This window comes from Stenotrophomonas chelatiphaga (assembly GCF_001431535.1).
Lineage (GTDB): Bacteria > Pseudomonadota > Gammaproteobacteria > Xanthomonadales > Xanthomonadaceae > Stenotrophomonas > Stenotrophomonas chelatiphaga.
Window position 1 is genome coordinate 24749 of the sequence record NZ_LDJK01000023.1, and the last position, 21088, is coordinate 45836.

Below are 21088 nucleotides of genomic sequence, written 5' to 3' on the forward strand. Positions count from 1 at the left end.
CCTCCCGGGGGCTCAACCTGAGGGCCGTTTCCCCCCATGAGTATTTCCCAATCCACTGCGGCATCGCCGGTTTCGGAGCGCGCTGCGCTGAAACGCTCGGTGTCCAACACGCTGAAAGGCTCGGCCGGCAACCTGGTCGAATGGTACGACGTCTACGTGTACTCGGTGTTCGCCAAGTACTTCGAATCGCAGTTCTTCTCGGCCGACGACAAGAACTCCACGATGTACATCTGGGGCATCTTCGCGGCGACCTTCCTGATGCGCCCGATCGGTGCGTGGTACTTCGGCCGCTTCGCCGACCGCTACGGCCGTCGCCTGGCGCTCACCGTGTCGGTCAGCGTGATGGCCGCCTGTTCCTTCCTGATCGCCATCGCACCCACCGCGGCGTCCATCGGCATCTGGGCGGCGGTGATCCTGTTGTTCGCACGCCTGCTGCAGGGCTTTGCCACCGGCGGCGAGTACGGCGCCAGTGCGACCTACATGTCCGAAGCGGCCGTCCCCGGCTGGCGCGGCTTCCTGTCCTCGTTCCACTACGTCACCCTGGTCGGTGGCCATGTGCTGGCGCAGGCCGTGCTGCTGGTGATGCTGCTGTCGTGGGATACCTCGCACGTGTCCGAGTGGGGCTGGCGCGTGGCGTTCGGCATCGGCGGCATTGGTGCTCTGGTGGTGTTCTGGCTGCGTCGCACGATGGATGAATCGCTGAGCGCGGAGTCCATCGAAGCGGCGAAGGACGGCAAGGCCAAGGCCAGCGGTTCGATGCGCGAACTGTTCGTCAACCAGTGGCGTCCGCTGCTGCTGTGCTTCCTGATCACCGCCGGCGGTACGGTGGCGTTCTACACCTACACCATCAACGGCCCGAAGATGATCCAGACCGCCTTCGCCGGCGATGACGTGATCACCGGTACCTGGATCAACCTGGGCGTGCTGACCTTCCTGATGCTGCTGCAGCCGCTGGGCGGACTGCTGTCCGACCGCATCGGCCGCAAGAGCCTGCTGGTGTTCTTCGGCGTGGGTGGCGTGCTGTACACCTGGTACCTGGTCACTGCCTTGCCGCAGCAGACTTCGGCGCTGTCGGCGTTCCTGATCCTGGCGACCGGTTTCGTGATCCTGACCGGCTATACGTCGATCAATGCGGTGGTCAAGGCGGAACTGTTCCCGGCCCACATCCGCGCCCTCGGTGTCGGCCTGGGCTACGCGCTGGCCAACTCGCTGTTCGGCGGCACCGCGCCGCTGCTGTACCAGGGCGCGCTGAAGGCCGGTCGCGTCGATGAGTTCGTCATCTACATCACCGCGGTCATCGCCGTGTCGCTGGTGGTCTACATCTTCTTCCTGAAGAACAAGGGACCGAACTGGCTGGACGGTACCCGCAAGTAACACGCACGTGATGCGTTGAACACGAGGCCCGCGCCGAAAGACGCGGGCCTTTTCATTGCGGCGGTGGAGCGCACGGTGCTGACGCGGCCTGCACGCGGCGTGCACTGTGCCGATGCTGGCGTTGCCGCACTCTGGGCGTGTAAGCCAACGCACTGGAGCAGCACTCATGAATACCCCTGGAAAACCGAAACCGTCCTGGCGTCAGAGCCACTACCTGATGATTGCGTTGGCCGTGGTGCTGGTGATCGTAGGAATCACGATGTTCGCACCGTGGTGAATCACCGGGAACGCTGAGCGTCTTCGACGCCTTGTCGGCGCCGACCCTGATCGGTGCCGCAGGAGAACAGCCGACGGCAGACGCACTGCGCGTCGGCTTCATTCTCAATCGAAATAGGCGGAAATCCCGAGACCGGCCTGCAGGTCCGGGCTCTCGTCATCCAGCCCGGCATCCACCGATGCATCCAACTGGACCCGATCGGTCCACATCCAGGTCAGCCCGCCACCGGCCACTGATTCCCGTGGTGCTCCGCGCGCCTTGGTAACACCGGCCTCCAGGAACGCGGACAGGCGCGGCGTAAGGGCCAGCGACACACTGGGCGACCATACCGTGCTGCGCTCACCGTCTCCGCGGCTGTGGCTGGCATACAGCGCGCCGGTCCATTGGTCGCTGAAGTCATGTTCATAGCTGCCCGCCAGCGCGTACTGTCGCCCTTCGCTGAACGCTGCATCGCCGCGCGCGACCGTGGCCGACGCCAGCAGTGCCCAACGGTCGGTATCGCGGCTGGTCGGCACTGCCCACTTCAGGGCGAGTTGAGTATCGCCGCCGCCGCGCGTGCGCGTGCTGTCCGTGCCGGGCAGGCGGCTGCGCTGGCGCTGCCAGGGCGAGCCGGACAACTGCACTTCCCAATGTTCAAACAGACCGGTGCGCAGCGTAACATCGCCGGAAAGCTGCTCGGTGCGAAGCCCATCGGCATCGCGGTCGCGCTCATAGGAGGGCAGGCCCAGCTCCAGTGCCAGCGCGCCGCGCGGCACGATGCCGGTGCCCAGGCCGATCCCCGGGCGGTCAAACGACGGCGGTTCGTCGGCCTGCTGGGCCTTCAGCGGACTGCTGGCGAAGAGAGCGGTACAAACCACCGCGGCCAGGTATGCGCTTCGCATCGGAGCATCCAACAGGAGATGGGCGGATCATGGGGCTGCAGCGGCCGGCCGGTCAATCGTCCAGGCGGGCGAAGCGCGGCTGGCTGCCGTCCGCGCCTTGCACGTGCTCGACGAACATCGCGTAGGGGCGCACCCACAGCCCACCTTCGCCATACAGCGCCCGGTACAGCACCAACGGCTGCAGGGTCTCGCTGCTGCGGACCACGTCCACGACTTCGTACAGGCCGCCCTTGAAGTGGCGGTAGCGGCCGGGTTGCAGGACGGGCAGGGCAGGCAGGTCGGACATGGAACTCTCACGCGGGCAGGAAAGCCGGTGATTGTTCAATGCGCCGGGCGCGGCGTCCACCGCCGTGTCAGAACAGCGTGGCGCGGATCAGCTCCTCGACGAGGATCACATAGCTGGCGCCGAAGTAATACTTGAGCAGGGAAGGACGCTGGTACAGAAAGGTGCGCATGTGGAAGGGGCCCCCTAAGGTGTACGTAGTGTGAAATGGTTAACGCTCCGTGACAAGCGTCACGGAAGAGCGGTTGTGAACGGCGTCAGTCATGTGAGGGCGGGGCAATTCAGACGGGACCGATGGGGCTGCGGGGGTGTGCCACCTAGGCTGGATTCCATCGGCGCTGTCGCAATCGGCGCCTCCGTTCCTGCCCCGTTGGAGCCCTGCCATGGTCATTCTTGTCCAGAACATCAGCCGCCACTGGCGCCTCGTGCATCCCCACGACGGACTGTCGCGGGATTTCCTCTGCGGCAGGGAAGCCTTTGACGCCGCCGCAGCGCTGGCCTTGGAGCACCACGGCCGGACGGGCGCATGCGTAACGGTGGAGGTAGGTGCGTTCGGCGGAGCCGTGGACGCCCTGCAGTTGGGCTGAAAATTCAGAAAACCCTGATGCCATGGGCGTCAGATATGCCCTAGCCTCACTGACTGGCGGGGGCCATTGGTGTCATGGGTCAGGCGAAGCACAGCGGTGGCAAGGTAGCTGCCCGCGATCGTCGGCCTTCATGGCAACCCGTCCGATCATGGAGAGAGACCCTATGTTGATCCGCGTCCAGAACGAGCAGCGCCATTGGCGCGTGCTGCATCCACAGAAGCCGGAATCCATTTCCTTCCACGAGGGCAGTGCGGCGTTCGACTTCGCCGATGCGCTGGCCCGTGAGCTGCACACCCGTACCGGGCAGACCTGCTCGGTGCGCGTTGAGGTCAGCGACACCTTCGTCGATACCGTCAGCTACGGTTGACGCCGGGGCGTCGGAGTCGGAATCCAGTGAACCCATTCAGCTTTCGCTTGCCTACTTGAATGGGCGGCGACCGAGACCGCGCGCGCCATCTTTGCGGCGCAACGGACTTGCGCCATGCTCGGCTCACACCGCCACACCAGGACGCACCACGATGACCCAGGAACTGTCTGTTTCGCGCCGCCCTTCGACGCTGTGGGCCGTCTGTCTTCCGCTGCTGCTGGGCGCCGGCGCTGCCGGAACCGCGAGTGCGCAGTACCGTGACAACGATCGCTACTACGGCGACAACGGCGGCACGATCCGCTGTGAATCGGTGAAGAACCGCAATCAGGAATGCCGCCTGGATGGCCGTCCCCGCCTGGTCCGCCAGCTCTCTGGTGCCGCCTGCGTGGAAGGCCGCAGTTGGGGCCAGTCGCGGGGCGGGGTGTGGGTCAGCAATGGCTGCCGTGCGGAGTTCGTCGGCGAACGTGGACGCCCCTCGCGTCCCGGGCATGGCGGCGGCAACTGGGGCGGTGGCCATGGCGGTAATGGCAATGGCTGGGGTTCGGCGGGGCAGGTGATCGACTGCGATTCCAACGACCGTCGCCAGCGTCGCTGCAACGTCACCATCCGCCAGGACGCGCGCCTGGTGAAGCAGAAGTCCGGCACGGCCTGCATCGAAGGTCAGAGCTGGGGCTGGGACCGCAACGGTGTGTGGGTCAGCAACGGCTGCCGTGGGCAGTTCATGGTGCGCTGATCGCGCGGATGAGCCGGTTGCGGGTAGCGCCGAGCCGTGCTCGGCGAGCGCAGCGGCAACAGCGTGACGACCAACGGTCGTCACCCACCTGGCAAGGCATGACGGCCAGCGGCCGTCACTACCGGGGTCAGCGGCCCACCCGGCGGGGTAGCGCCGAGCCGTGCTCGGCGAGCGCAGCGGCAAGAGCGTGACGACCAACGGTCATCACCCACCCGGCAAGGCATGACGGCCAGCGGCCGTCGCGACCGGGGTCAGCCGGCCGCGCTAAGCGGCGCGCTGCCGGCCTGCAGGGTCGGCCAGCGCTTCAGTACGGCTGCACGGATCCCCGCCGCATCGATGCCGGCTTCACCCAGCAGGTCTTCGCGGCTGGCGTGATGCTGGAAGCCGTCGGGCAGGCCAAGGTGAAGGATCGACTTCAGTACGTCCTCGGCGCTCAGCAGTTCGGCCACGGCCGAACCGGCACCGCCGGCCACCACGTTGTCTTCGATGGTGACGAAGCCCTCGTGGCGTGCGGCCAGCTGCAGGATCAGCTCGCGGTCCAGCGGCTTGATGAAGCGCATGTTGACCACGCTCAGGCCGAGTGCACGGCCCACTTCCTCGGCCGCCGGCACGGTGCTGCCGAAGGCCAGCAGGGCCACGCGGCTGCCTTCCACGCGGATCTCGCCCTTGCCGATCGGCAGGGTGGACAGATCGGTGCCAGCGTCCACGCCGGTGCCACTGCCGCGCGGATAGCGCACCGCAGCGGGGCCGGCGTACTGCAGGCCGGTGCTGAGCATCTGTCGGCATTCGGCTTCGTTGGACGGAGCCATCACCACCATGTTCGGCACGCAGCGCAGGAAGCTCAGGTCCAGGTTGCCGGCATGGGTGGCGCCGTCCGGGCCGACGACGCCGGCGCGGTCGATGGCGAACAGCACGTCCAGCTTCTGGATCGCCACGTCATGCACCAGCTGGTCGTAGGCGCGCTGCAGGAACGTCGAATAGATCGCCACCACCGGCTTGGCGCCCTGGGTGGCCATGCCGGCGGCCAGGGTCACCGCGTGCTGTTCGGCGATGGCCACGTCGAAGTAGCGCTCCGGGTATTCGCGGCTGAAGCGCACCAGGCCGGAGCCTTCGCGCATCGCCGGGGTGATCCCGTGCAGGCGCGGTTCGGCGGCGGCGGCGTCGCACAGCCAGTCGCTGAAGACATCGGTATAGGTCGGCTTCTTGGCGCCGCCCTTGGCCACCAGACCCTTGACCGGGTCGAACGGCCCGACCGCGTGGTAGCCGATCTGGTCGCCTTCGGCCGGCTCGTAGCCCTTGCCCTTGGTGGTCAGCACGTGCAGCAGCTTCGGGCCCTTCAGTGTCCGCAGCGTCTTCAGCGTGGACAACAGCGCCGGCATGTCATGGCCGTCGATCGGGCCGGTGTAGTGGAAGCCCATCTCTTCGAACATGGTGGAGGGCACGAACATGCCCTTCCAGTGTTCTTCCCAGCGCTTGACGAAGCGCGCCGGGTTGTTGCGCTTGTCGCCGAGGATCTTCTTGCCACCTTCGCGCAGCGCGTTGAGCGTACGGCTGCCGGTGGCGCGGCCGAGTACTTTGGTCAGCCCGCCGACCGCCTCGGAGATCGACATGTTGTTGTCGTTGAGGATCACCAGCAGGTTCGGCTCCGGCTCCATGCCACCGGCGTGCATCAGCGCTTCGAAGGCCATGCCGGCGGTCATCGCGCCATCACCGATCACTGCCACCACGCGACGGTCATCGCCTTCGCGCTGGCGTGCGATCGCCATGCCCAGCGCGGCGGAAATGGAGGTGGACGAATGGCCGACGCCGAAGGTGTCGTACTCGCTTTCCTCGCGCTTGGGGAAGGGGGCCACACCGTCCTTCTGCTTGACCGTGTGGATCTGGTCGCGGCGGCCGGTGAGGATCTTGTGCGGGTAGGTCTGGTGGCCTACGTCCCAGACCAGCTGGTCGTGCGGCGTCTGGTACAGGTAATGCAGCGCCACGGTGAGTTCGATGACGCCCAGGCCGGCAGCAAAGTGCCCCCCGCTGCGGCCGACCGATTCGATCAGGTAGGCGCGCAATTCGTCGGCGATGGCCCTCAGTTCGGATTCGTCGAACGTGCGCAGTTCTTCCGGTGTCTGGATGCGCGAGAGGCGGGGATAGCGGGCAGAGTCGATCATCATGTTCGTACTTGTGCTGACCGGCTATTTTCGCGCTCAAACCGGGGTGGAGCAAGCAGACCCCGACACGCGTGATCGCGCAGTGAGTTTGCAGCCGCGCGCAGTCAGGCCGAAAGCTTGGACTTCTTCGGCAGCTGCGCCTTCAGGAACGTCATCTGGTCGGCCAGGATGTTGCGGTTGGAAAGGATCAGGTGTTCGATCCAGCTCGGCCGGAAAGGCACGGCCAGCAAGGGCATGCCGGCCTGCTGCGGGGTCCGGTTGCTCTTTCGCGAGTTGCAGTGGAAGCAGGCGGTGACCACGTTTTCCCACACATCCAGCCCGCCCTTGGACAGCGGCATCACGTGGTCGCGGGTGAGAACGGGTCGCGAATGCTGTTGGCCGCAGTACAGGCAAAGATGCGCATCGCGCGCGAACAGCGCCGCATTGGTGAGATTGGGGGTGGGATCGGGGGCACGCGAACGGGCATGGCCGCGGGTGGCGATGATCGGATGCAGGTCCAGTCCGCTGCGCAGCCCGCTGAGCCGGTTGGTGCCGCCGTGGATATGCAGGCACGGGTCGCCAAGGGTCCAGGCCACCGCGCCACGCGCATACAGGCAGGACGCATCCTGCCAGTTGATCCAGTCAAGGACCCGGCCATGGGCATCCAGGGACAACAGGCGGACGCTGCCGGGGCGGTGCAGGGGGCTGGGCTCGGGCGATGACCCGGCGTCCGGAGCGGGAAAGGCAGCTCCGGTAGTGATCAGACCTAAGCGTGTAGTGTCTGTCTCCATCGGGATAACAGCTTATACCCGAATGTTTGCATTTTGTGTATTCCCCCAAGCCGGTAGTGACGGCCGCTGGCCGTCACACGCTGGCTGGGTGGGTCTCCTGCCGTGGTGGGTGACGACCGTTGGTCGTCACGCTGCTTGCCGCTGCGCTCGCCGAGCACGGCCATGCCGGTAGTCCTGACCGGCACCCTGCGGGCCGTCGCAAGCGACGTTGGCAGCGGCTCCTGCCGCTGCCTTCGGCGCTACCGATCCCCGGTAGTGACGGCCGCTGGCCGTCATGCCGTTGCTCCGGCTCAGGCGCCGAAGCGCGCGTCGTCCATCGCCATCAACGAATCCGCGCCGGCCTGGATGGCGGCGGCGTGGCCCAAGGTGCGCGGCAACACGCGCGCGAAATAGAACCGCGCGGTCTCCCGCTTGGCCTGTTTGAACGCGGCCGTCTGGCTGCTGGCGTCGGCCGCCGCCACGCTGCGGGCCCACCAGTACGCCAGCACCACATACCCGGAATAGAACAGGTAATCATGGCTGGCGGCGCCCAGTTCGTCCGGGTTGGCTGCCGCGCGCTTCAGCACGTCCAGCGTCAGGCCACCCCATTCGGCGGCCTTGGCCCGCAGCGGTGCGATGAACTCGGCCAGCGCCTCATCGCCCTCGTGCGCCTTGGCGAACGCCTCGATCTCGGCCAGGAACAGCTTCAGTCCCGCGCCCTGGCTGGACGCGGTCTTGCGGCCGATCAGGTCCAGCGCCTGGATGCCCGTGGTGCCTTCATACAGCGTGGTGATGCGCGCATCGCGGGCCAGCTGCTCCATGCCGTGTTCGCGGATATAGCCGTGGCCACCAAAGCACTGCAGCGCGTTGTAGGTGTTCTCGATGCCCCATTCGGTCTGGCAGGCCTTGGAAATCGGGGTCAGGAAGCTCACCAGGGTGTCGGCGCGCTCGCGTTCGGCCGCATCCTGCGCGCTATGCGCCACGTCGATCAGGGTCGCCGCGTGCAGGGCCAGCAGGCGGCTGCCTTCCACCAGCGATTTGATCGTCAGCAGCATGCGGCGCACATCCGGGTGTACCAGGATCGGGTCCGCCGGCTTGTCCGGGAATTTGGCCCCGCTCAGCGAACGTGACTGCAGGCGCTCGCGCGAATACTTCAGCGCGTTCTGGTACGCGCGCTCGGACAGGCCGATACCCTGCAGGCCCACGCCCAGGCGTGCGGTATTCATCATGGTAAACATCGCCTGCAGGCCCTTGTGCGGCTGGCCGACCAGATAGCCTTCGGCGCCATCGAAGTTCATCACGCAGGTGACCGATCCCTTGATCCCCATCTTGTGTTCGATGGAACCGCAGCGCAGTGCATTGCGCTCGCCGACCGTGCCCTCGCGGTCGACCTTGAACTTCGGGGTGACGAACAGCGAAATGCCCTTCGCCCCCGGGGGCGCATCGGGCAGCTTGGCCAGCACCAGGTGCACGATGTTGTCGGTCAGGTCGTGCTCGCCGGCGGTGATGAAGATCTTGGTGCCGGTGATGCGGTAGCTGCCGTCCGGGTTCGGTTCGGCCTTGGTCTTCAGCAGGCCCAGGTCGGTGCCGCAATGCGGTTCGGTCAGGCACATGGTGCCGGTCCAGCGGCCTTCGATCAGCGGCTTCAGGAAGGCGTCGTGCTGCCAGGCTTCGCCATGCTGCTTCAGCGCCTCGATCGCGCCATGCGACAGCAGCGGGAAGTTGCCCCAGGCCAGGTTGGCGCCGTTGATCATTTCGTTCAGCGGCACGCCCAGGGTGTGCGGCAGGCCCTGTCCACCCACTTCCGGCGAGGCGGTCAGGCCGGTCCAGCCGCCTTCGACGAACTGGTCGTAGGCGGCCTTGAAACCGGGCGGGGTGGTGACCTCGCCGCTGGCCTGGTCGAGCACGCACCCCACTTCATCCCCTACGCTGTTCAGCGGTGCCAGCACCGAGGCGCTGAAGCGGCCGGCTTCTTCCAGCACGGCATCGACCACATCGGCGGTGGCGTCGGTGAAGCCCAGGCGGGCGAACAGCGGTTCGACCTTGAGCACGTCATGCAGGGCGAAACGCAGGTCGGAAAGCGGGGCGGTATAGCTGCTCATCGTTGAAGCATCTCGATCAGGGGGCAGGGGCGTGGCGGGGCGATGACGGGGCGTCGCCTCAGCGCAGTACGCCGGGCAGGCCCGGGGCGTGGTTGAGGGTGCTGCGGTTGTTGATCTGGAACGTGCGTTGCTTCTTTTCTTCCGGCGTGGCCGCGACCGAACCTTCCAGCGTGTAGGCCAGCGTGTGGTTGCTGGCCAGCGCGTCGGCCACGATCAGGCGGGCCTGGGCGGCCGGCTGCAGCTGCAGTTCGATCACATCGGCAGATGCGCCGCCGATCGACACGCCGGGCTTGGCGGTCAGGGTGCCGGCCTCGGCATCGCCGACCGAAAGCTTCAGCGCGATGTCATCGAAGCGCATCGGCATGGAGCTGAAGTTCTGCAGGCGCAGGGCGACCTTCCAGCTGCCATCGGCGTTGACGGTCAGCTGCTGCAGGCTGCTGGCGGGTTCGGAAACGCGCTTGACCACCCCTTCGCCACAGGCGGCAAGGGCGAGGACGGACAGGACGATCAGGGTGTAACGGAAGCGGCGGAGCATGGCGCAGGTCCTCGCGGAAGGGGTGCGTGGAGGGAAAGATACTACGGCGTATGGTGGCGTGCACAGGCATTCACCTGAACGCCAAGATTAACGCGCGCCGCAGCCAGGGGCAGCGGGCGGGCGCAGGGGCGTCAGGCGTGGTTGGGCCGCGTGCAGCGTGGCCGCTGGATCAGCGCAGCGGCGCGAGGACCTTCAGTGGGGCGAGGTCGTAGCCCATCGCTTCGGCGCGGGCCTTGAGCGCTTCGAACTGCCCGCGTTCCATGCTTGGCGAGCGCGACAGGATCCACAGGTACTTGCGATCCGGTTCGCCGACCACGGCCCACTGGTAGTCCGGGTCCAGCGCGATCACCCAGTAATCGGCCCATACCAGCGGCACCCATGACAGCCAGTCCGGGGCGAAGCGGACCTCCAGCTGACCCGGTTCGCCTTTGACCGGGCGCGCGACGCCTTCGGCCTGGATGCGCGTGCCGTCTTCGACCCGGCAGCCGTTGAGCACCGAGATCCGGCCATCGCTGCGCAGCCCGTAGGTCGCGGTGATGTCGCCGACGCATTTCTTCTGGAAGGACACCGGAAGATGAGCGATTTCGTGCCACTGCCCGGCATAGCGGTCGATGTCCAGCGCGGCCACCGCGCGCACCGGTTCGGCGGCGTGGGCGAGGCTGGCCAGGGGCAGCAGCAGGGCAAGGGCACAGGCGCGGCGAAGGGCAGGCAGGGTTGGCATCGGCATGGCTCGTGTGGCGACGGCCCGAGCTTAGCGGTTGCCGCGTCGAGGGTGACGTGAAACACGTCGCGAAAGGGGTCCCGGCGCCTTGGCAGGTGGCAGATGTGGCATGCTCGCGCCGTCGCTACCGACAAAAGGAATGCCGCAATGAGCAAGGGTCTGGACAAGAAGAAAGAGCAGAAGAAGAAGCCTGCCAAGACCGCCAAGGAAAAGAAGGCGGACAAGAACGAGAAGAAGACCACCCGCGGGTTCGGTCCGGCCTGATCCAGGGCCGCTGCGTGTCGTCGCCTTGGGCGGGGACACGCGGGAAGCCGCTGCAGGTCATAGCTCCAACAAAAGCAGCGTCAAGGCTGACACCAGCGACCCAAGAATCACTACATGGCAGATGGCGAAGATCACGTGGATCACCTTGATTGCCAACTGACTGCTGCGGTAGACGGTTTTCCAGCCCTTGTAAGGGTAGCGGGAGAAGAGACAGTTCCGATCCATGAATTCCGTGGATCCTAAGCGAACCCATTGCTCCCTATCACGTCTTCTGAGCGAGTAGACGAGTATTTCCCGAGCCAGCACGCCGATGGCCAGGGCGGACAGGAAGATGTGTAGAAACGTAGTGGCCAAGTCGATGTTCAGCATCCGCAGTTGCCCCACTTTACGGCTTCCGGGCCGTCACTGATTGAAGGGGTCGCATCCTCTTCTCCTGCTGCGAAATAGCGATCGCCTCAGTGCGGGCTAGACGCGTTCTCTCTTGGGTGGATCCTTCGGCGCGCGCTCGCCCCTGCGCAGGGTCAGCACACGCACGCCGGTCGCGGTAACCGCCACGGTGTGTTCGAACTGTGCCGACAGCTTGCCGTCGCGGGTATGCACCGGCCAGGCGTCCGGCTGGTGGCGGATCGCCGCCTTGCCCTGGTTGAGCATCGGTTCGATGGTGAACACCATGCCTTCCTGCAGCTCCACGCCGCTACCGCGATGCCCGTAGTGCAGGATCTGCGGTTCTTCGTGCATGTCACGGCCAATGCCATGGCCGCAGTATTCCTTGACCACGGTATAGCCCTGTTCGCGTGCGAAACGGGCGATGGCATGGCCGATGTCGCCGGTATGCGCGCCGGGACGGACTGCGGCGATGCCTTTCCACATCGCCTGGTAGGTGGCCTGCACCAGCCGACGTGCAGGGTAGGGGACCTCGCCGACCAGATAGGTGGTGCTGGAGTCGGTGATGAACCCGTTCTTCTCCAGCGTGATGTCCAGGTTGACGATCTGCCCTTCGCGCAGCACGTCGTCGGCCGAGGGCACGCCATGACAGACCACGTCGTCGATGGAGGTATTGAGCACGTACGGGAAGTCGTACTGGCCCTTGCTGGCCGGGCGCGCCTGCAGGTCCTCCACGATCATCCGCTCGACCAGATCATTGATGTCCATCGTGCTGCGGCCGCGCAGGTCCAGCGTGTCCAGGTGGTCGAACACCTGGGCCAGCAATGCGCCGGATTGGGCCATCACTTCGATTTCCTGCGCGGACTTGATCATGTGTGCCGCTCGGCCAGCCGCGGTGTCTGCACGCCGGCGCTGCGCAACTGCTCGGCGACGATCTGCTGGTAGCTCAGTTCCGGGTGCAGTTCGCAGAGCATGCCGATCCTGATCCAGAAGTTGGCCTGCGCGTTGATCGAGCGATGGCTGACGGTGCAGGCGCGGCGAAGCTGGTCGTGCAGTTCGTCGTCGATGTTGACGATGCCCATGGACGGGACTCTTTGGGGAATATACGAATCGTATATGTTGCGTATAAGTGGCGCAACTGGCCCGGAATGCGGCCGATGGTTCGACTGATGTGCTCGCATCGCGACGCTTTTGCAGCTTCGCCCATGTACGTAGACGGCCGTCGCTGCTGCTATGGGGCTGCTGGCGACGAAGAGCGCCAGCCGGGATTGCCATCCTGACAGGAAGATTTCATTTGCCTCTGTTTTGCCCCTTGGGCACGGCGGAGAATGCACTGCATCGCGCGCCGGCCATACGGCGGGCGATGTGGGGGATCCCTGATCCGCCGGGCTTTTTTGAAATCTTCTCCGGTATGGCAACCCGCATCGCCCGCCACCTGACGCCTTGGCGCAGGTGGCCTCAAGCCTTGTGAGGTATGCAATGGAATCGCACTATCCCCTCAGCGCGAAGCGCTTGTACGCCTTGATGGGCGAGCGGATGCAGGACTTCCCGCCGCACTTCATCGAACGCCTCGAACGGCGGCTGGAAGCGTTCGAAACCTCGCGCACCAACCAACACCGTGTGACGCACCTGCGGCTTCTGCCGCGCACGTCGTCCGATTCGCCGCAGGCGGGAGGCGGCTGCCATCCAGAGCTCAAAGGCACCGCGCAGGTCGCCGTGCCTATCCGTACCCTGCAGGCGCTGGCGTCGATCTTCGAAGTGCTGCATGCGGTGCACCTGAGCCGTCAGGAAATGCAGTCGGACGCAGGATTCGGCATGTTCATGATCGAAGAGCTCATCGTCTCCGGACGCGAACTGGTGCGCTCGTCGGCCGATGCGATGTGGAGGCAGGCATGACGCCCTACGAGTCCGCAAAGGCGCAACTGGAAAACCGGCATGCAGCAGAAATGGCCGACTACCTGGACGATCGCCTGCACATGATCCACTACGATGAAACGACCTTCGCGCGATCGCTGTTGCTGGTGTCCGAACTGCATGGCATCGGCCACGTGGCGCGCGAATGCGGGCTGAGCGACGATGCCCTGCGACGGCAGCTGGGCGGGTCGCGTCCGTTGTACTTGGACAACGTGCTGGGCGTGGTGCGCGCGCTGGGCATCCAGTTGCGGGTGCAGCCGATTCAACGCGGCTCCGCCTGACGACCTGGCCGGGGAGGGCGGGTCGCACTGCCCACCCGTGCAGAATCCGTGCAGCAGGCAAAAAAAAAAGGGCCTGCATTTCTGCAGACCCTTCAAAAACAATGGTGGCCGAGGACGGAATCGAACCGCCGACACGGGGATTTTCAATCCCCTGCTCTACCAACTGAGCTACTCGGCCACTTGTTTCGTTGGCAGCGATGTCGCTGCCGAGGAGGCGCATATTACGGAGGTCACGCGGTTTCGGCAAGCCTTTTGAACAAAAAACTTCACAATGGTGTCTCCGCACTGCCCATGCGCCCGCAAGTGCTTGATCCTTCGTTGCCGCCAGCGTGCACGGCAATGGGACGCTGGTTTTTCAGGGCCCCATGCGCGCTGCGTTGCGCGTACCGTCGAAGGTCACTTCCTTTACCGAACGGATGCAGCGCATGAGCCCCTCGTCCCTCACCACCGATCGCATTGTCCTCGCATCGCGCCCGCAGGGCGCACCGACCGCGGCTAACTTCCGCCGCGAGCAGGCCGCGTTGCCCGACCTGCAGCCGGGCCAGGTGCTGCTGCGCAACCGCTATCTGTCACTGGACCCCTATATGCGTGGGCGCATGGAAGAAGGCCCGTCCTATGCTGCGCCGGTGGCCCTGGATGCGGTGATGGAAGGGCGCACGGTGAGTGAAGTGCTGGCCTCGCGCCATGATGGGCTGGAGCAGGGCGCGCTGGTGGTGGCATCGGGCGGTTGGCAGACCCACGCGGTGGTGGACGGGGCCGGCATCAGCCGCCGCCTGCAGGCGCACGGACTGCCGCTCAGCACTGCGCTGGGCGTGCATGGCATGCCGGGTTTCACCGCCTACGCGGGCCTGCAGGAGATTGGCCGCGTGCAGCCGGGGGAAACGCTGGTGGTGGCCGCGGCCAGTGGTCCGGTAGGCGCCACCGTGCTGCAGCTGGCCAAGCAGCAGGGTGCGCGTGTGGTTGGCATTGCCGGTGGTCCGGACAAGCGTGCGTACGTGGAAACGCTGGGTGCCGACGTGGCGCTGGACCATCGCGCCGACGGCTTCGCCGAGCAACTGCGTGCAGCCGCTCCCGGGGGCATCGACGTCTATTTCGAAAACGTCGGCGGCAAGGTCTTCGATGCCGTGCTGCCGCTGCTGAATGACTTCGCGCGCGTGCCGGTGTGCGGCACCATCGCCACCTACAACGCGCGGGGTGCGGTGCTGCCGGGGCCGGACCGCCTGCCGGACTTCTTCAGCCAGGTGCTGCGCCAGCGGCTGACCGTGCGGGGCTTCATACAGACCGATTTCGCCGCGCTGTTTCCCAGCTTCGAGGCAGAGATGGCGCAGTGGCTGCGCGATGGGCGCATCCAGTACCGCGAAGACATCGTGGACGGTCTGGAGGCGGCGCCGGAGGCGTTCTTCGGCCTGCTGCAGGGACGCAACTTCGGCAAGCTGGTGGTCAAGCTGGACTGAGCGGTGTTCCCGTGAGGGCCGCCACGGTGCCGCGCGCAGGTGACAGGGCCAACCGGGCTGAACGGGCGGCCGCGGGCTCGTGATCTGCGCATCACGGCGGCGCCGATAGCGTGGAGTACCACGACACACCACAACGAGCAGGCACGCAGCATGGGTACCGAAAAGAACAGTCAGCAAGACCGCGCCGGCGTAGAAGAAAGCCAGCAGGACCAGCGACAGGATGATGTGGCCAAGCAGCGTCCCGGCCAGCAGGACGAGCAGATTCGTGATGCGCACTCGAAGAAGCCGGTGCGCAAGGATGGCAGCGGCGAGCCGGCCTGAACGAAAAAAGCCCCGGGAGCGATCCCGGGGCTTTCCGTTCCAATTCGTGGTGGAGCCAAGGAGGATCGAACTCCTGACCTCGTCGATGCGAACGACGCGCTCTCCCAGCTGAGCTATGGCCCCACAGTGGACCTGAGTCTATCCAACTGCCGGATGCTTGCCAAGCCCGCGCGTGCGGACCGAAAGTGTGACGTCACGTGCCCGTGCAGCCAACGCTGGAAAGCCGATGGAACCTTACCGCCCGATTTCCTGTGACCTGCATGACCATCTGGAGATCGCCTGCCTGCGCCGGCTTCGCCTGCAGGTGGAGCTGACCGACGGCACCCAGGTGGAAGGCCGTGCGTTGACCACCGTGAGCACGCCGGCCAAGGAAGAGTTCCTGCGCCTGGAAAGCGCCGATGGCGTGCGTGACCTGCGGTTGGATCAGCTGCACGCGATCAGGGCGCTCGATGACGAAAGCGGCTTCGGGCGGGTCGTGCTGTCGGCTTGATCATGACGCCGTGTAACCGTTTTCAGCTCCTTTATGCGAAAAATCAATCGCTTGGAGGCTGAACGCTGTCGAAAATTTGATCGATCCACCCTAAAGCGGACCACTTCGGTGCCGTTAAAAGTGTGACGCCCGACACGCGTTCCCCCTTCCTATCAAGTGCCTCTCGATGACGACTTCTGCCGCCACCGGTTCCACGCTGTCCATTTCTTCCCGTCTGGCGATCCTGCTTGCGGCCATCACCGCCGCTGCCTTCGTGCTGCTGGCCCTGCTGATCTACCGGCAGACCGCCGCCAGTTACCAGACACGCGTGCAGGCCGGGCTGGACACCTCGGCCAGCCTGATGCGGGATTCGGTGGCGCTGTATGACCGCAGCCTGAGCCAGAGCACCGCCCACATGGCTGAACTGTTCCGCGCCTCGCTGCCGGCCGGCGATGCCGCCGTGGATGCCGCGCGCAGCGTGGAGGTGGCCGGCCAGGTTGCCCCGCAGCTGATGTTCGGTGGCAGCCCGCTGGCGCTGGATGATGCGGCAGTCGATCGCTTTGCCACCTCCACCGGCGGCGTGGCGACGGTGTTCGTGCGCGATGGCGATGACTTCGTGCGGGTGGCGACCTCGCTGCGTAATGCCGCCGGTGAGCGCGTGCTGGGCACCAAGCTCGATCGTGCCCACCTGGCGTATCCGAAGATCATCGCCGGCGAAGCCTTCAGTGGCCCGGCGCACCTGTTCGGCACGGACTATATGACGCACTACATGCCGCTGAAGGATGCGGCCGGCGCGGTGGTGGGCATCGCCTTCGTCGGTCAGGACCAGTCCGCTGGCCTGGCCGCGCTGAAGGCCAGCCTGCGTGATTCCACGCTGGGCAAGGATGGCTACTTCATGGCCATCGATACGCGGCCCGGCGAGGGCTTTGGCAAGGTGATCGCAGCGCCCGCCGGTGAAGGCGGCAAGATCAGCGAGCGCGTGGTGGCCGAAGACCTGCCGCTGCTGCAGGCGCTGTTGGAAGGCCGCCAGGCATCGGCCACGCTGCAGGTGCGCAGCGCCGATGGCAAGGACACGCGCGGCTATTTCGTTTCCGCGCAGGCGCATGCGCCGTGGCGCTGGATGGTGCTGGGCATGGAGCCGGTGTCGGTGCTGCAGGACGTGCTGCGCACGCTGCTGCTGCAGATCGCCGGCATTTCCGCACTGGCGCTGCTGGCGGTGATCGGCGCGACCGTGCTGGCCATGCGCCGGTTGCTGGCTCGTCCCTTGCAGCAGGCCGAACAGGTGGCACTAGACGTGGCGGCGGGCAGGCTGGACCGCGAGATCCCGCAGCGTCGCCCGGATGAGGTGGGGCGCCTGCTGTCGTCCATGCGTCAGATGCAGTCGACCCTGCGCGATGTCACCGCCGCGCAGGATCGCATGGCCCAGCACCACGCCGAAGGCACCATCAGCCACCGCATCGATTCCAGCGCGTTCCAGGGCGCGTTCCGCGGCATGGTGGAGGGCACCAATGCGCTGGTCGATGCACACGTGCGCACCACGCTGGAGATGGTCGAACTGGTGCAGGAATATGCTGCCGGTGACCTGTCGGCTTCGATGCCGGAACTGCCGGGCGAGAAGGCCCGGATCAGCGCGTCGGTCAACGGCGTGCGCGCCCGCCTGCAGGCCATCAATGGCGAGATCAAGCGCCTGGTCGCGGCCGCTGCGGCCGGTGACTTCAGTGCGCGTGGTGACGCCGAAGCGTTCGACAATGATTTCCGGGTCATGGTGGAAGGGCTGAACACCCTGATGACCACGGCCGACCACAACCTGGCGGCGCTGTCGGACCTGCTGCGCAACCTGGCGCGGGGCGACCTGCGCAGCCGTATCGAAGGTGATTTCCAGGGCGTGTTCGCCGAAATGCGCGACGACGCCAACCAGACCGTGTCCAGCCTGGGCACGATCATCGCTGGCATCCAGCGCTCGGCCGATGGCGTGTCGGCGGCGGCGGCGGAAATCGCCTCGGCCAGCGAAGACCTGTCGCGCCGGACCGAACAGCAGGCGGCCAACCTGGAAGAGTCGGCCGCATCGATGGAAGAAATGACCGCGGCGGTTCGCCAGAGCGCTGACCACGCGGTGCGTGCGGACAAGCTGGCGGTGCAGGCCACCGGCGTGGCATCGCAGGGCGGTGAGGCAGTGGCCGAGGTAGAGCGCACCATGCGCCTGATCGAGGCGTCTTCGCGGCGCATCGCCGACATCACCACGGTGATCGATGGCATTGCCTTCCAGACCAACATCCTGGCGCTGAACGCGGCGGTTGAAGCGGCCCGTGCGGGCGAAGAAGGGCGTGGTTTCGCGGTGGTGGCCAGTGAAGTGCGCACCCTGGCGCAGCGCTCGGCGCAGGCCGCGCGTGAGATCAAGGGCCTGATCGACGAATCGGTGGAGCAGGTCGGCACCGGCAGTGCGCTGGCGGCGCGGGCCGGCGAGACGATCCAGCAGGTGGTGACCGCGGTCGGAGAACTGGGCACGGCGATCGGCGGCATCGCGCTGGCATCGCGCGAGCAGGCCGCCGGCATCGAACTGGTCAACCAGAGCATCGTGCAGATGGACGGGGTCACCCAGCAGAACGCGGCGCTGGTGGAAGAGACGTCTGCCTCGGCACAGTCGATGACCGCCCAAGCGGCGTCGCTGCGCGAAGCGGCGGCGCGCTTCGTGCTGGCGCGCGCGGCGGTGGTGGCAGCGTAAGGTCGGCGGCAAGGGGGAGCGGCTGCCACGGGATTGCAACGTGGCCGCCATACTGTGCGCCTGCGCGCTTTGATTTCCTGATCCGCCCGGCTCGCGCAGGCCGCACGGACGCTCCCGCGAGTCCCCGTACATGCATCTGAACCACCGAATCTTCCGTCGTCATCCGTTGGCGCTGGCATGCGCCGCGTTGTCCATGGGTCTGGTCGCACCGGCCTTCGCGCAGCAGGCTGCCACGCCGGCCAGCGCCACCGCGCTGGATGCCATCACCGTGACCGCCGAACGCCGCGAGCAGAATCTGCAGGACGTGCCGGTGTCGGTCGGCGTGGTGCAGGGCGAGCAGCTGCGCGACTACACCGCCGGCGGCGATGACACGCTGCTGGCACTGTCCGGGCGGGTGCCGGGCTTCTATGCCGAGACCACCACCGGGCGCATCTTCCCGCGCTTCTACATCCGTGGCCTGGGCAACATCGATTTCTATCTGGGTGCCTCGCAGCCGGTGTCCATCATCCAGGACGACGTGGTGCTGGAACACGTGGTGCTGAAGTCCAACCCGGTCTACGACGTGGACCAGATCGAAGTGCTGCGTGGCCCGCAGGGCACGCTGTTCGGGCGCAACACCACCGCCGGCATCGTCAAGTTCGACAGCATCAAGCCGAGCCAGGAGGCCAGCGGCCGGGTCAATGCCAGCTACGGAACCCACAACAGCGTCGCCGTGGATGCCGGCCTGGGCGGCCCGATCAACGAGGTCGCCGCGTTCCGCGTGTCGGCGCTGTACCAGCACCGCGATGATTACGTGGACAACACCTATGCCGGTCCCAGTGCCGATGGCACGATGGCGCCGCGCAAGGATGCCATGGGCGGCTTCGACGACCGCAATGTGCGCGCCCAGCTGCTGCTGACCCCCACCGACAACTTCTCCGTGCTGGCGTCCGCGCATGCGCGGGACTACGAAGGCACCTCCACGCTGTTCCTGCGTGGTGGCATGGTCAAGGGCTCCAACCAGCCGATCGCCGCGCGCGACCGCGTGGCCTACGACGAGGCCGCCAACAACCCGCAGGCCTACAAGACCTATGGTGGCTCGCTCAAGGCGACCTACGATTTCGGCGCGGTGGAACTGACCTCGATCACCGCCTACGAAACCACGTCCGGCTACAGCCGCGGTGACACCGACGGCGGCGCGGCGGCCAACTTCCCTGTCAACGGCGTGGCCAATGGTTTCGGCCAGTCGATGGGCCAGGTGCGCGACCTCGACCAGTGGACCCAGGAAGTCCGTCTGGCCAGCGTGGGCGATGATCGCCTGAGCTGGCAGGCAGGCCTGTTCTACTTCGACGGCCGTGACATCACGGACTTCTACCAGCGCGGCTGGTTCCTGCAGGGTGCTGCGCGCAATCCCAACAACTGGGTGCGCCTGCGCAATACCAATACCTCCGTTGCCGGCTTCGGCCAGCTGAGCTACAAGGCCACCGACCAGCTGACGCTCACCGCGGGCCTGCGCCAGACCCGCGATGAGAAGCGCACGCGCCTGCTGAAGACCGCCGACACCGCGGCCGGTGCGGTGACCTATCGCGGCCGCACGGATGTGGAAATGAGCGACACCACGCCGAGCTGGGACCTGAGCGCGATGTACCAGATCAACGACCAGGTGGGCGTGTACGCCAAGGTCGCGCGCGGCTTCCGCGGACCGACCATCCAGGGCCGCTCGGCGGTGTTCAACTCGGACTTCACCACCGCCGATTCGGAGACCATCCTGTCGTGGGAAGCCGGCGTCAAAAGCACGCTGTGGGACAACCGCCTGCGCCTGAACGCGACCGCCTTCACCTACCAGGTCAACGACATCCAGCTCAACGGCAATGATTCCGATGGCAATGGCGTGTTGTTCAACGCGGACAAGGCGCGTGCCTACGGCCTGGAAGCGGACATGGAACTGCGTCCGATTCCGAACCTGACCCTGAGTGCGGGCGTCAGCCTGTTGCACAGCGAGATCCAGGATGACCGGGTGTACGCCCAGGTGTGTGCGCTGAACGGCGTGGTGGTGTGTACCGTGAACGACCCGACCATCAAGGTCGGTGCCAATACCTTCGCGCAGATCAACGGCAACCCGCTGCCGAACGCGCCGAAGTACGGCATCAACCTGGCGGCCCGCTACGATTTCCCGGTCAGCGATGCAGCCACCGTGTTCGTGTCCACCGACTGGAACAAGCAGGGCTATACCAGCTTCGTGCTGTACGACACGGCCGAGTTCAATTCCAAGGGCGATTTCGAAGGCGGCCTGAAGCTGGGCTACTCCGGCGGCTACGGCGCCTACGAAGTGGCGCTGTTCGCGCGCAACATCACCAACGAGAAGAACCTCAAGGGCGTGATCGAGAACTACATGGCGGCGGTGTACAACGAGCCGCGCACCGTGGGTGTTTCGGTGAACGTGAACTGGTGACGCGGCACCGGCAATGAGGTTGACGGCCAGCGGCCGTCACTACCTGGGGCTCGTTGCCCGGTAGTGACGGCCGCTGGCCG

At 66.0% G+C, this 21088-nt stretch carries 21 protein-coding genes and 2 tRNA genes; 11 read left to right on the forward strand and 12 right to left on the reverse strand.

The genetic code is table 11. The features are described from left to right. Positions 1 to 36: 36 nt before the first annotated feature. Positions 37 to 1374, forward strand: coding sequence for an MFS transporter (locus tag ABB28_RS07090; protein ID WP_057507967.1), 1338 nt, complete (start codon positions 37 to 39; stop codon positions 1372 to 1374). A 381-nt stretch (positions 1375 to 1755) separates the two neighbouring features. On the opposite strand, the gene ABB28_RS07095 is transcribed toward ABB28_RS07090, so the two are convergent. Both ABB28_RS07095 and ABB28_RS07100 read right to left on the reverse strand, forming a co-directional pair. Continuing rightward, complete coding sequence (locus ABB28_RS07095) at positions 1756 to 2532, reverse strand: transporter (protein ID WP_057507968.1); 777 nt, start codon at positions 2530 to 2532, stop codon at positions 1756 to 1758. 52 nt (positions 2533 to 2584) lie between these two features. Then, positions 2585 to 2818, reverse strand: a complete 234-nt coding sequence (locus ABB28_RS07100; protein ID WP_057507969.1) for a DUF1653 domain-containing protein — start codon at positions 2816 to 2818, stop codon at positions 2585 to 2587. Positions 2819 to 3198: 380 nt separating this feature from the next. On the opposite strand from ABB28_RS07100, the gene ABB28_RS07110 reads away from it, so the two are divergent. From ABB28_RS07110 to ABB28_RS07120, 3 genes are all read left to right on the forward strand, one after another. Beyond that, positions 3199 to 3402, forward strand: coding sequence for a hypothetical protein (locus tag ABB28_RS07110; protein WP_057507970.1), 204 nt, complete (start codon positions 3199 to 3201; stop codon positions 3400 to 3402). A 163-nt stretch (positions 3403 to 3565) separates the two neighbouring features. Further along, positions 3566 to 3769, forward strand: a complete 204-nt coding sequence (locus ABB28_RS07115; RefSeq protein ID WP_057507971.1) for a hypothetical protein — start codon at positions 3566 to 3568, stop codon at positions 3767 to 3769. Positions 3770 to 3920: 151 nt separating this feature from the next. After that, complete coding sequence (locus ABB28_RS07120; RefSeq protein ID WP_057507972.1) at positions 3921 to 4502, forward strand: DUF3011 domain-containing protein; 582 nt, start codon at positions 3921 to 3923, stop codon at positions 4500 to 4502. A 251-nt stretch (positions 4503 to 4753) separates the two neighbouring features. Here ABB28_RS07120 and dxs read toward each other — a convergent pair whose 3' ends face one another. The 8 genes from dxs to ABB28_RS07160 all read right to left on the reverse strand — a co-directional run bounded on the left by dxs (position 4754) and on the right by ABB28_RS07160 (position 12498). Next, the gene (gene dxs / locus ABB28_RS07125; protein WP_057507997.1) at positions 4754 to 6661 is read right to left on the reverse strand and encodes a 1-deoxy-D-xylulose-5-phosphate synthase; all 1908 of its coding nucleotides are present in this window, start codon (positions 6659 to 6661) and stop codon (positions 4754 to 4756) included. Positions 6662 to 6765: 104 nt separating this feature from the next. Continuing rightward, on the reverse strand, positions 6766 to 7431 hold the full coding sequence (locus ABB28_RS07130; RefSeq protein ID WP_057507973.1) for an HNH endonuclease: 666 nt from the start codon (positions 7429 to 7431) through the stop codon (positions 6766 to 6768). Positions 7432 to 7721: 290 nt separating this feature from the next. Then, positions 7722 to 9512 (reverse strand): acyl-CoA dehydrogenase C-terminal domain-containing protein, encoded by a 1791-nt coding sequence (locus tag ABB28_RS07135; RefSeq protein WP_057507974.1) that lies wholly within the window; start codon positions 9510 to 9512, stop codon positions 7722 to 7724. Between the two features lie 58 nt (positions 9513 to 9570). Beyond that, on the reverse strand, positions 9571 to 10047 hold the full coding sequence (locus tag ABB28_RS07140; protein ID WP_057507975.1) for an LEA/WHy family protein: 477 nt from the start codon (positions 10045 to 10047) through the stop codon (positions 9571 to 9573). A 169-nt stretch (positions 10048 to 10216) separates the two neighbouring features. Next, positions 10217 to 10768: a lipocalin family protein gene (locus ABB28_RS07145; protein ID WP_057507998.1), complete on the reverse strand. Its 552-nt coding sequence runs from the start codon at positions 10766 to 10768 to the stop codon at positions 10217 to 10219. Between the two features lie 321 nt (positions 10769 to 11089). After that, the gene (locus ABB28_RS07150) at positions 11090 to 11401 is read right to left on the reverse strand and encodes a hypothetical protein (protein ID WP_057507976.1); all 312 of its coding nucleotides are present in this window, start codon (positions 11399 to 11401) and stop codon (positions 11090 to 11092) included. A 96-nt stretch (positions 11402 to 11497) separates the two neighbouring features. Then, positions 11498 to 12289, reverse strand: a complete 792-nt coding sequence (gene map, locus ABB28_RS07155) for a type I methionyl aminopeptidase (protein ID WP_057507977.1) — start codon at positions 12287 to 12289, stop codon at positions 11498 to 11500. Continuing rightward, entirely contained in the window at positions 12286 to 12498 is a 213-nt protein-coding gene (locus ABB28_RS07160) for a ParD-like family protein (RefSeq protein ID WP_057507978.1), read from the reverse strand. The genes map and ABB28_RS07160 overlap by 4 nt, the downstream gene beginning before the upstream one ends. A gap of 442 nt (positions 12499 to 12940) precedes the next feature. Between ABB28_RS07160 and ABB28_RS07165 the strand changes: the two genes are divergently transcribed. Together ABB28_RS07165 and ABB28_RS07170 are read left to right on the forward strand one after the other, a co-directional pair. After that, positions 12941 to 13312: a hypothetical protein gene (locus ABB28_RS07165; protein ID WP_152983414.1), complete on the forward strand. Its 372-nt coding sequence runs from the start codon at positions 12941 to 12943 to the stop codon at positions 13310 to 13312. After that, positions 13309 to 13611, forward strand: coding sequence for a helix-turn-helix domain-containing transcriptional regulator (locus ABB28_RS07170; protein WP_057507980.1), 303 nt, complete (start codon positions 13309 to 13311; stop codon positions 13609 to 13611). Before ABB28_RS07165 ends, ABB28_RS07170 begins: the two co-directional genes overlap by 4 nt. 102 nt (positions 13612 to 13713) lie before the next feature. Here the strand turns inward: ABB28_RS07170 and ABB28_RS07175 are convergent. Then, positions 13714 to 13789: transfer RNA gene (locus tag ABB28_RS07175), tRNA-Phe, on the reverse strand. A gap of 247 nt (positions 13790 to 14036) precedes the next feature. On the opposite strand from ABB28_RS07175, the gene ABB28_RS07180 reads away from it, so the two are divergent. Continuing rightward, positions 14037 to 15065: an NADP-dependent oxidoreductase gene (locus ABB28_RS07180; RefSeq protein ID WP_057507981.1), complete on the forward strand. Its 1029-nt coding sequence runs from the start codon at positions 14037 to 14039 to the stop codon at positions 15063 to 15065. A 150-nt stretch (positions 15066 to 15215) separates the two neighbouring features. Next, on the forward strand, positions 15216 to 15386 hold the full coding sequence (locus ABB28_RS18190) for a hypothetical protein (RefSeq protein ID WP_170184005.1): 171 nt from the start codon (positions 15216 to 15218) through the stop codon (positions 15384 to 15386). A 47-nt stretch (positions 15387 to 15433) separates the two neighbouring features. Here ABB28_RS18190 and ABB28_RS07185 read toward each other — a convergent pair. Beyond that, positions 15434 to 15509 (reverse strand) — tRNA-Ala (locus tag ABB28_RS07185). 103 nt (positions 15510 to 15612) lie between these two features. Here ABB28_RS07185 and ABB28_RS07190 point away from each other — a divergent pair. The 3 genes from ABB28_RS07190 to ABB28_RS07200 all read left to right on the forward strand — a co-directional run bounded on the left by ABB28_RS07190 (position 15613) and on the right by ABB28_RS07200 (position 21008). Continuing rightward, a complete protein-coding gene (locus tag ABB28_RS07190) occupies positions 15613 to 15876 on the forward strand; it encodes a Rho-binding antiterminator (RefSeq protein ID WP_057507982.1) in 264 nt (87 codons plus the stop codon). A 166-nt stretch (positions 15877 to 16042) separates the two neighbouring features. Beyond that, positions 16043 to 18577, forward strand: coding sequence for a Cache 3/Cache 2 fusion domain-containing protein (locus tag ABB28_RS07195; RefSeq protein ID WP_057507983.1), 2535 nt, complete (start codon positions 16043 to 16045; stop codon positions 18575 to 18577). Between the two features lie 130 nt (positions 18578 to 18707). Then, positions 18708 to 21008, forward strand: a complete 2301-nt coding sequence (locus ABB28_RS07200) for a TonB-dependent receptor (RefSeq protein WP_057507984.1) — start codon at positions 18708 to 18710, stop codon at positions 21006 to 21008. The last annotated feature ends 80 nt before the right edge of the window (positions 21009 to 21088 follow it).

What these genes read in the sequence shown, in the direction of transcription:
- ABB28_RS07090 (WP_057507967.1), top strand. Translation starts at nt 37, where the DNA reads ATGAGTATTTCCCAATCCACTGCGGCATCGCCGGTTTCGGAGCGCGCT.
- ABB28_RS07095 (WP_057507968.1), bottom strand. Translation starts at nt 2,532, where the DNA reads ATGCGAAGCGCATACCTGGCCGCGGTGGTTTGTACCGCTCTCTTCGCC.
- ABB28_RS07100 (WP_057507969.1), bottom strand. Translation starts at nt 2,818, where the DNA reads ATGTCCGACCTGCCTGCCCTGCCCGTCCTGCAACCCGGCCGCTACCGC.
- ABB28_RS07110 (WP_057507970.1), top strand. Translation starts at nt 3,199, where the DNA reads ATGGTCATTCTTGTCCAGAACATCAGCCGCCACTGGCGCCTCGTGCAT.
- ABB28_RS07115 (WP_057507971.1), top strand. Translation starts at nt 3,566, where the DNA reads ATGTTGATCCGCGTCCAGAACGAGCAGCGCCATTGGCGCGTGCTGCAT.
- ABB28_RS07120 (WP_057507972.1), top strand. Translation starts at nt 3,921, where the DNA reads ATGACCCAGGAACTGTCTGTTTCGCGCCGCCCTTCGACGCTGTGGGCC.
- dxs (WP_057507997.1), bottom strand. Translation starts at nt 6,661, where the DNA reads ATGATCGACTCTGCCCGCTATCCCCGCCTCTCGCGCATCCAGACACCG.
- ABB28_RS07130 (WP_057507973.1), bottom strand. Translation starts at nt 7,431, where the DNA reads ATGGAGACAGACACTACACGCTTAGGTCTGATCACTACCGGAGCTGCC.
- ABB28_RS07135 (WP_057507974.1), bottom strand. Translation starts at nt 9,512, where the DNA reads ATGAGCAGCTATACCGCCCCGCTTTCCGACCTGCGTTTCGCCCTGCAT.
- ABB28_RS07140 (WP_057507975.1), bottom strand. Translation starts at nt 10,047, where the DNA reads ATGCTCCGCCGCTTCCGTTACACCCTGATCGTCCTGTCCGTCCTCGCC.
- ABB28_RS07145 (WP_057507998.1), bottom strand. Translation starts at nt 10,768, where the DNA reads ATGCCAACCCTGCCTGCCCTTCGCCGCGCCTGTGCCCTTGCCCTGCTG.
- ABB28_RS07150 (WP_057507976.1), bottom strand. Translation starts at nt 11,401, where the DNA reads ATGCTGAACATCGACTTGGCCACTACGTTTCTACACATCTTCCTGTCC.
- map (WP_057507977.1), bottom strand. Translation starts at nt 12,289, where the DNA reads ATGATCAAGTCCGCGCAGGAAATCGAAGTGATGGCCCAATCCGGCGCA.
- ABB28_RS07160 (WP_057507978.1), bottom strand. Translation starts at nt 12,498, where the DNA reads ATGGGCATCGTCAACATCGACGACGAACTGCACGACCAGCTTCGCCGC.
- ABB28_RS07165 (WP_152983414.1), top strand. Translation starts at nt 12,941, where the DNA reads ATGGGCGAGCGGATGCAGGACTTCCCGCCGCACTTCATCGAACGCCTC.
- ABB28_RS07170 (WP_057507980.1), top strand. Translation starts at nt 13,309, where the DNA reads ATGACGCCCTACGAGTCCGCAAAGGCGCAACTGGAAAACCGGCATGCA.
- ABB28_RS07180 (WP_057507981.1), top strand. Translation starts at nt 14,037, where the DNA reads ATGAGCCCCTCGTCCCTCACCACCGATCGCATTGTCCTCGCATCGCGC.
- ABB28_RS18190 (WP_170184005.1), top strand. Translation starts at nt 15,216, where the DNA reads ATGGGTACCGAAAAGAACAGTCAGCAAGACCGCGCCGGCGTAGAAGAA.
- ABB28_RS07190 (WP_057507982.1), top strand. Translation starts at nt 15,613, where the DNA reads ATGGAACCTTACCGCCCGATTTCCTGTGACCTGCATGACCATCTGGAG.
- ABB28_RS07195 (WP_057507983.1), top strand. Translation starts at nt 16,043, where the DNA reads ATGACGACTTCTGCCGCCACCGGTTCCACGCTGTCCATTTCTTCCCGT.
- ABB28_RS07200 (WP_057507984.1), top strand. Translation starts at nt 18,708, where the DNA reads ATGCATCTGAACCACCGAATCTTCCGTCGTCATCCGTTGGCGCTGGCA.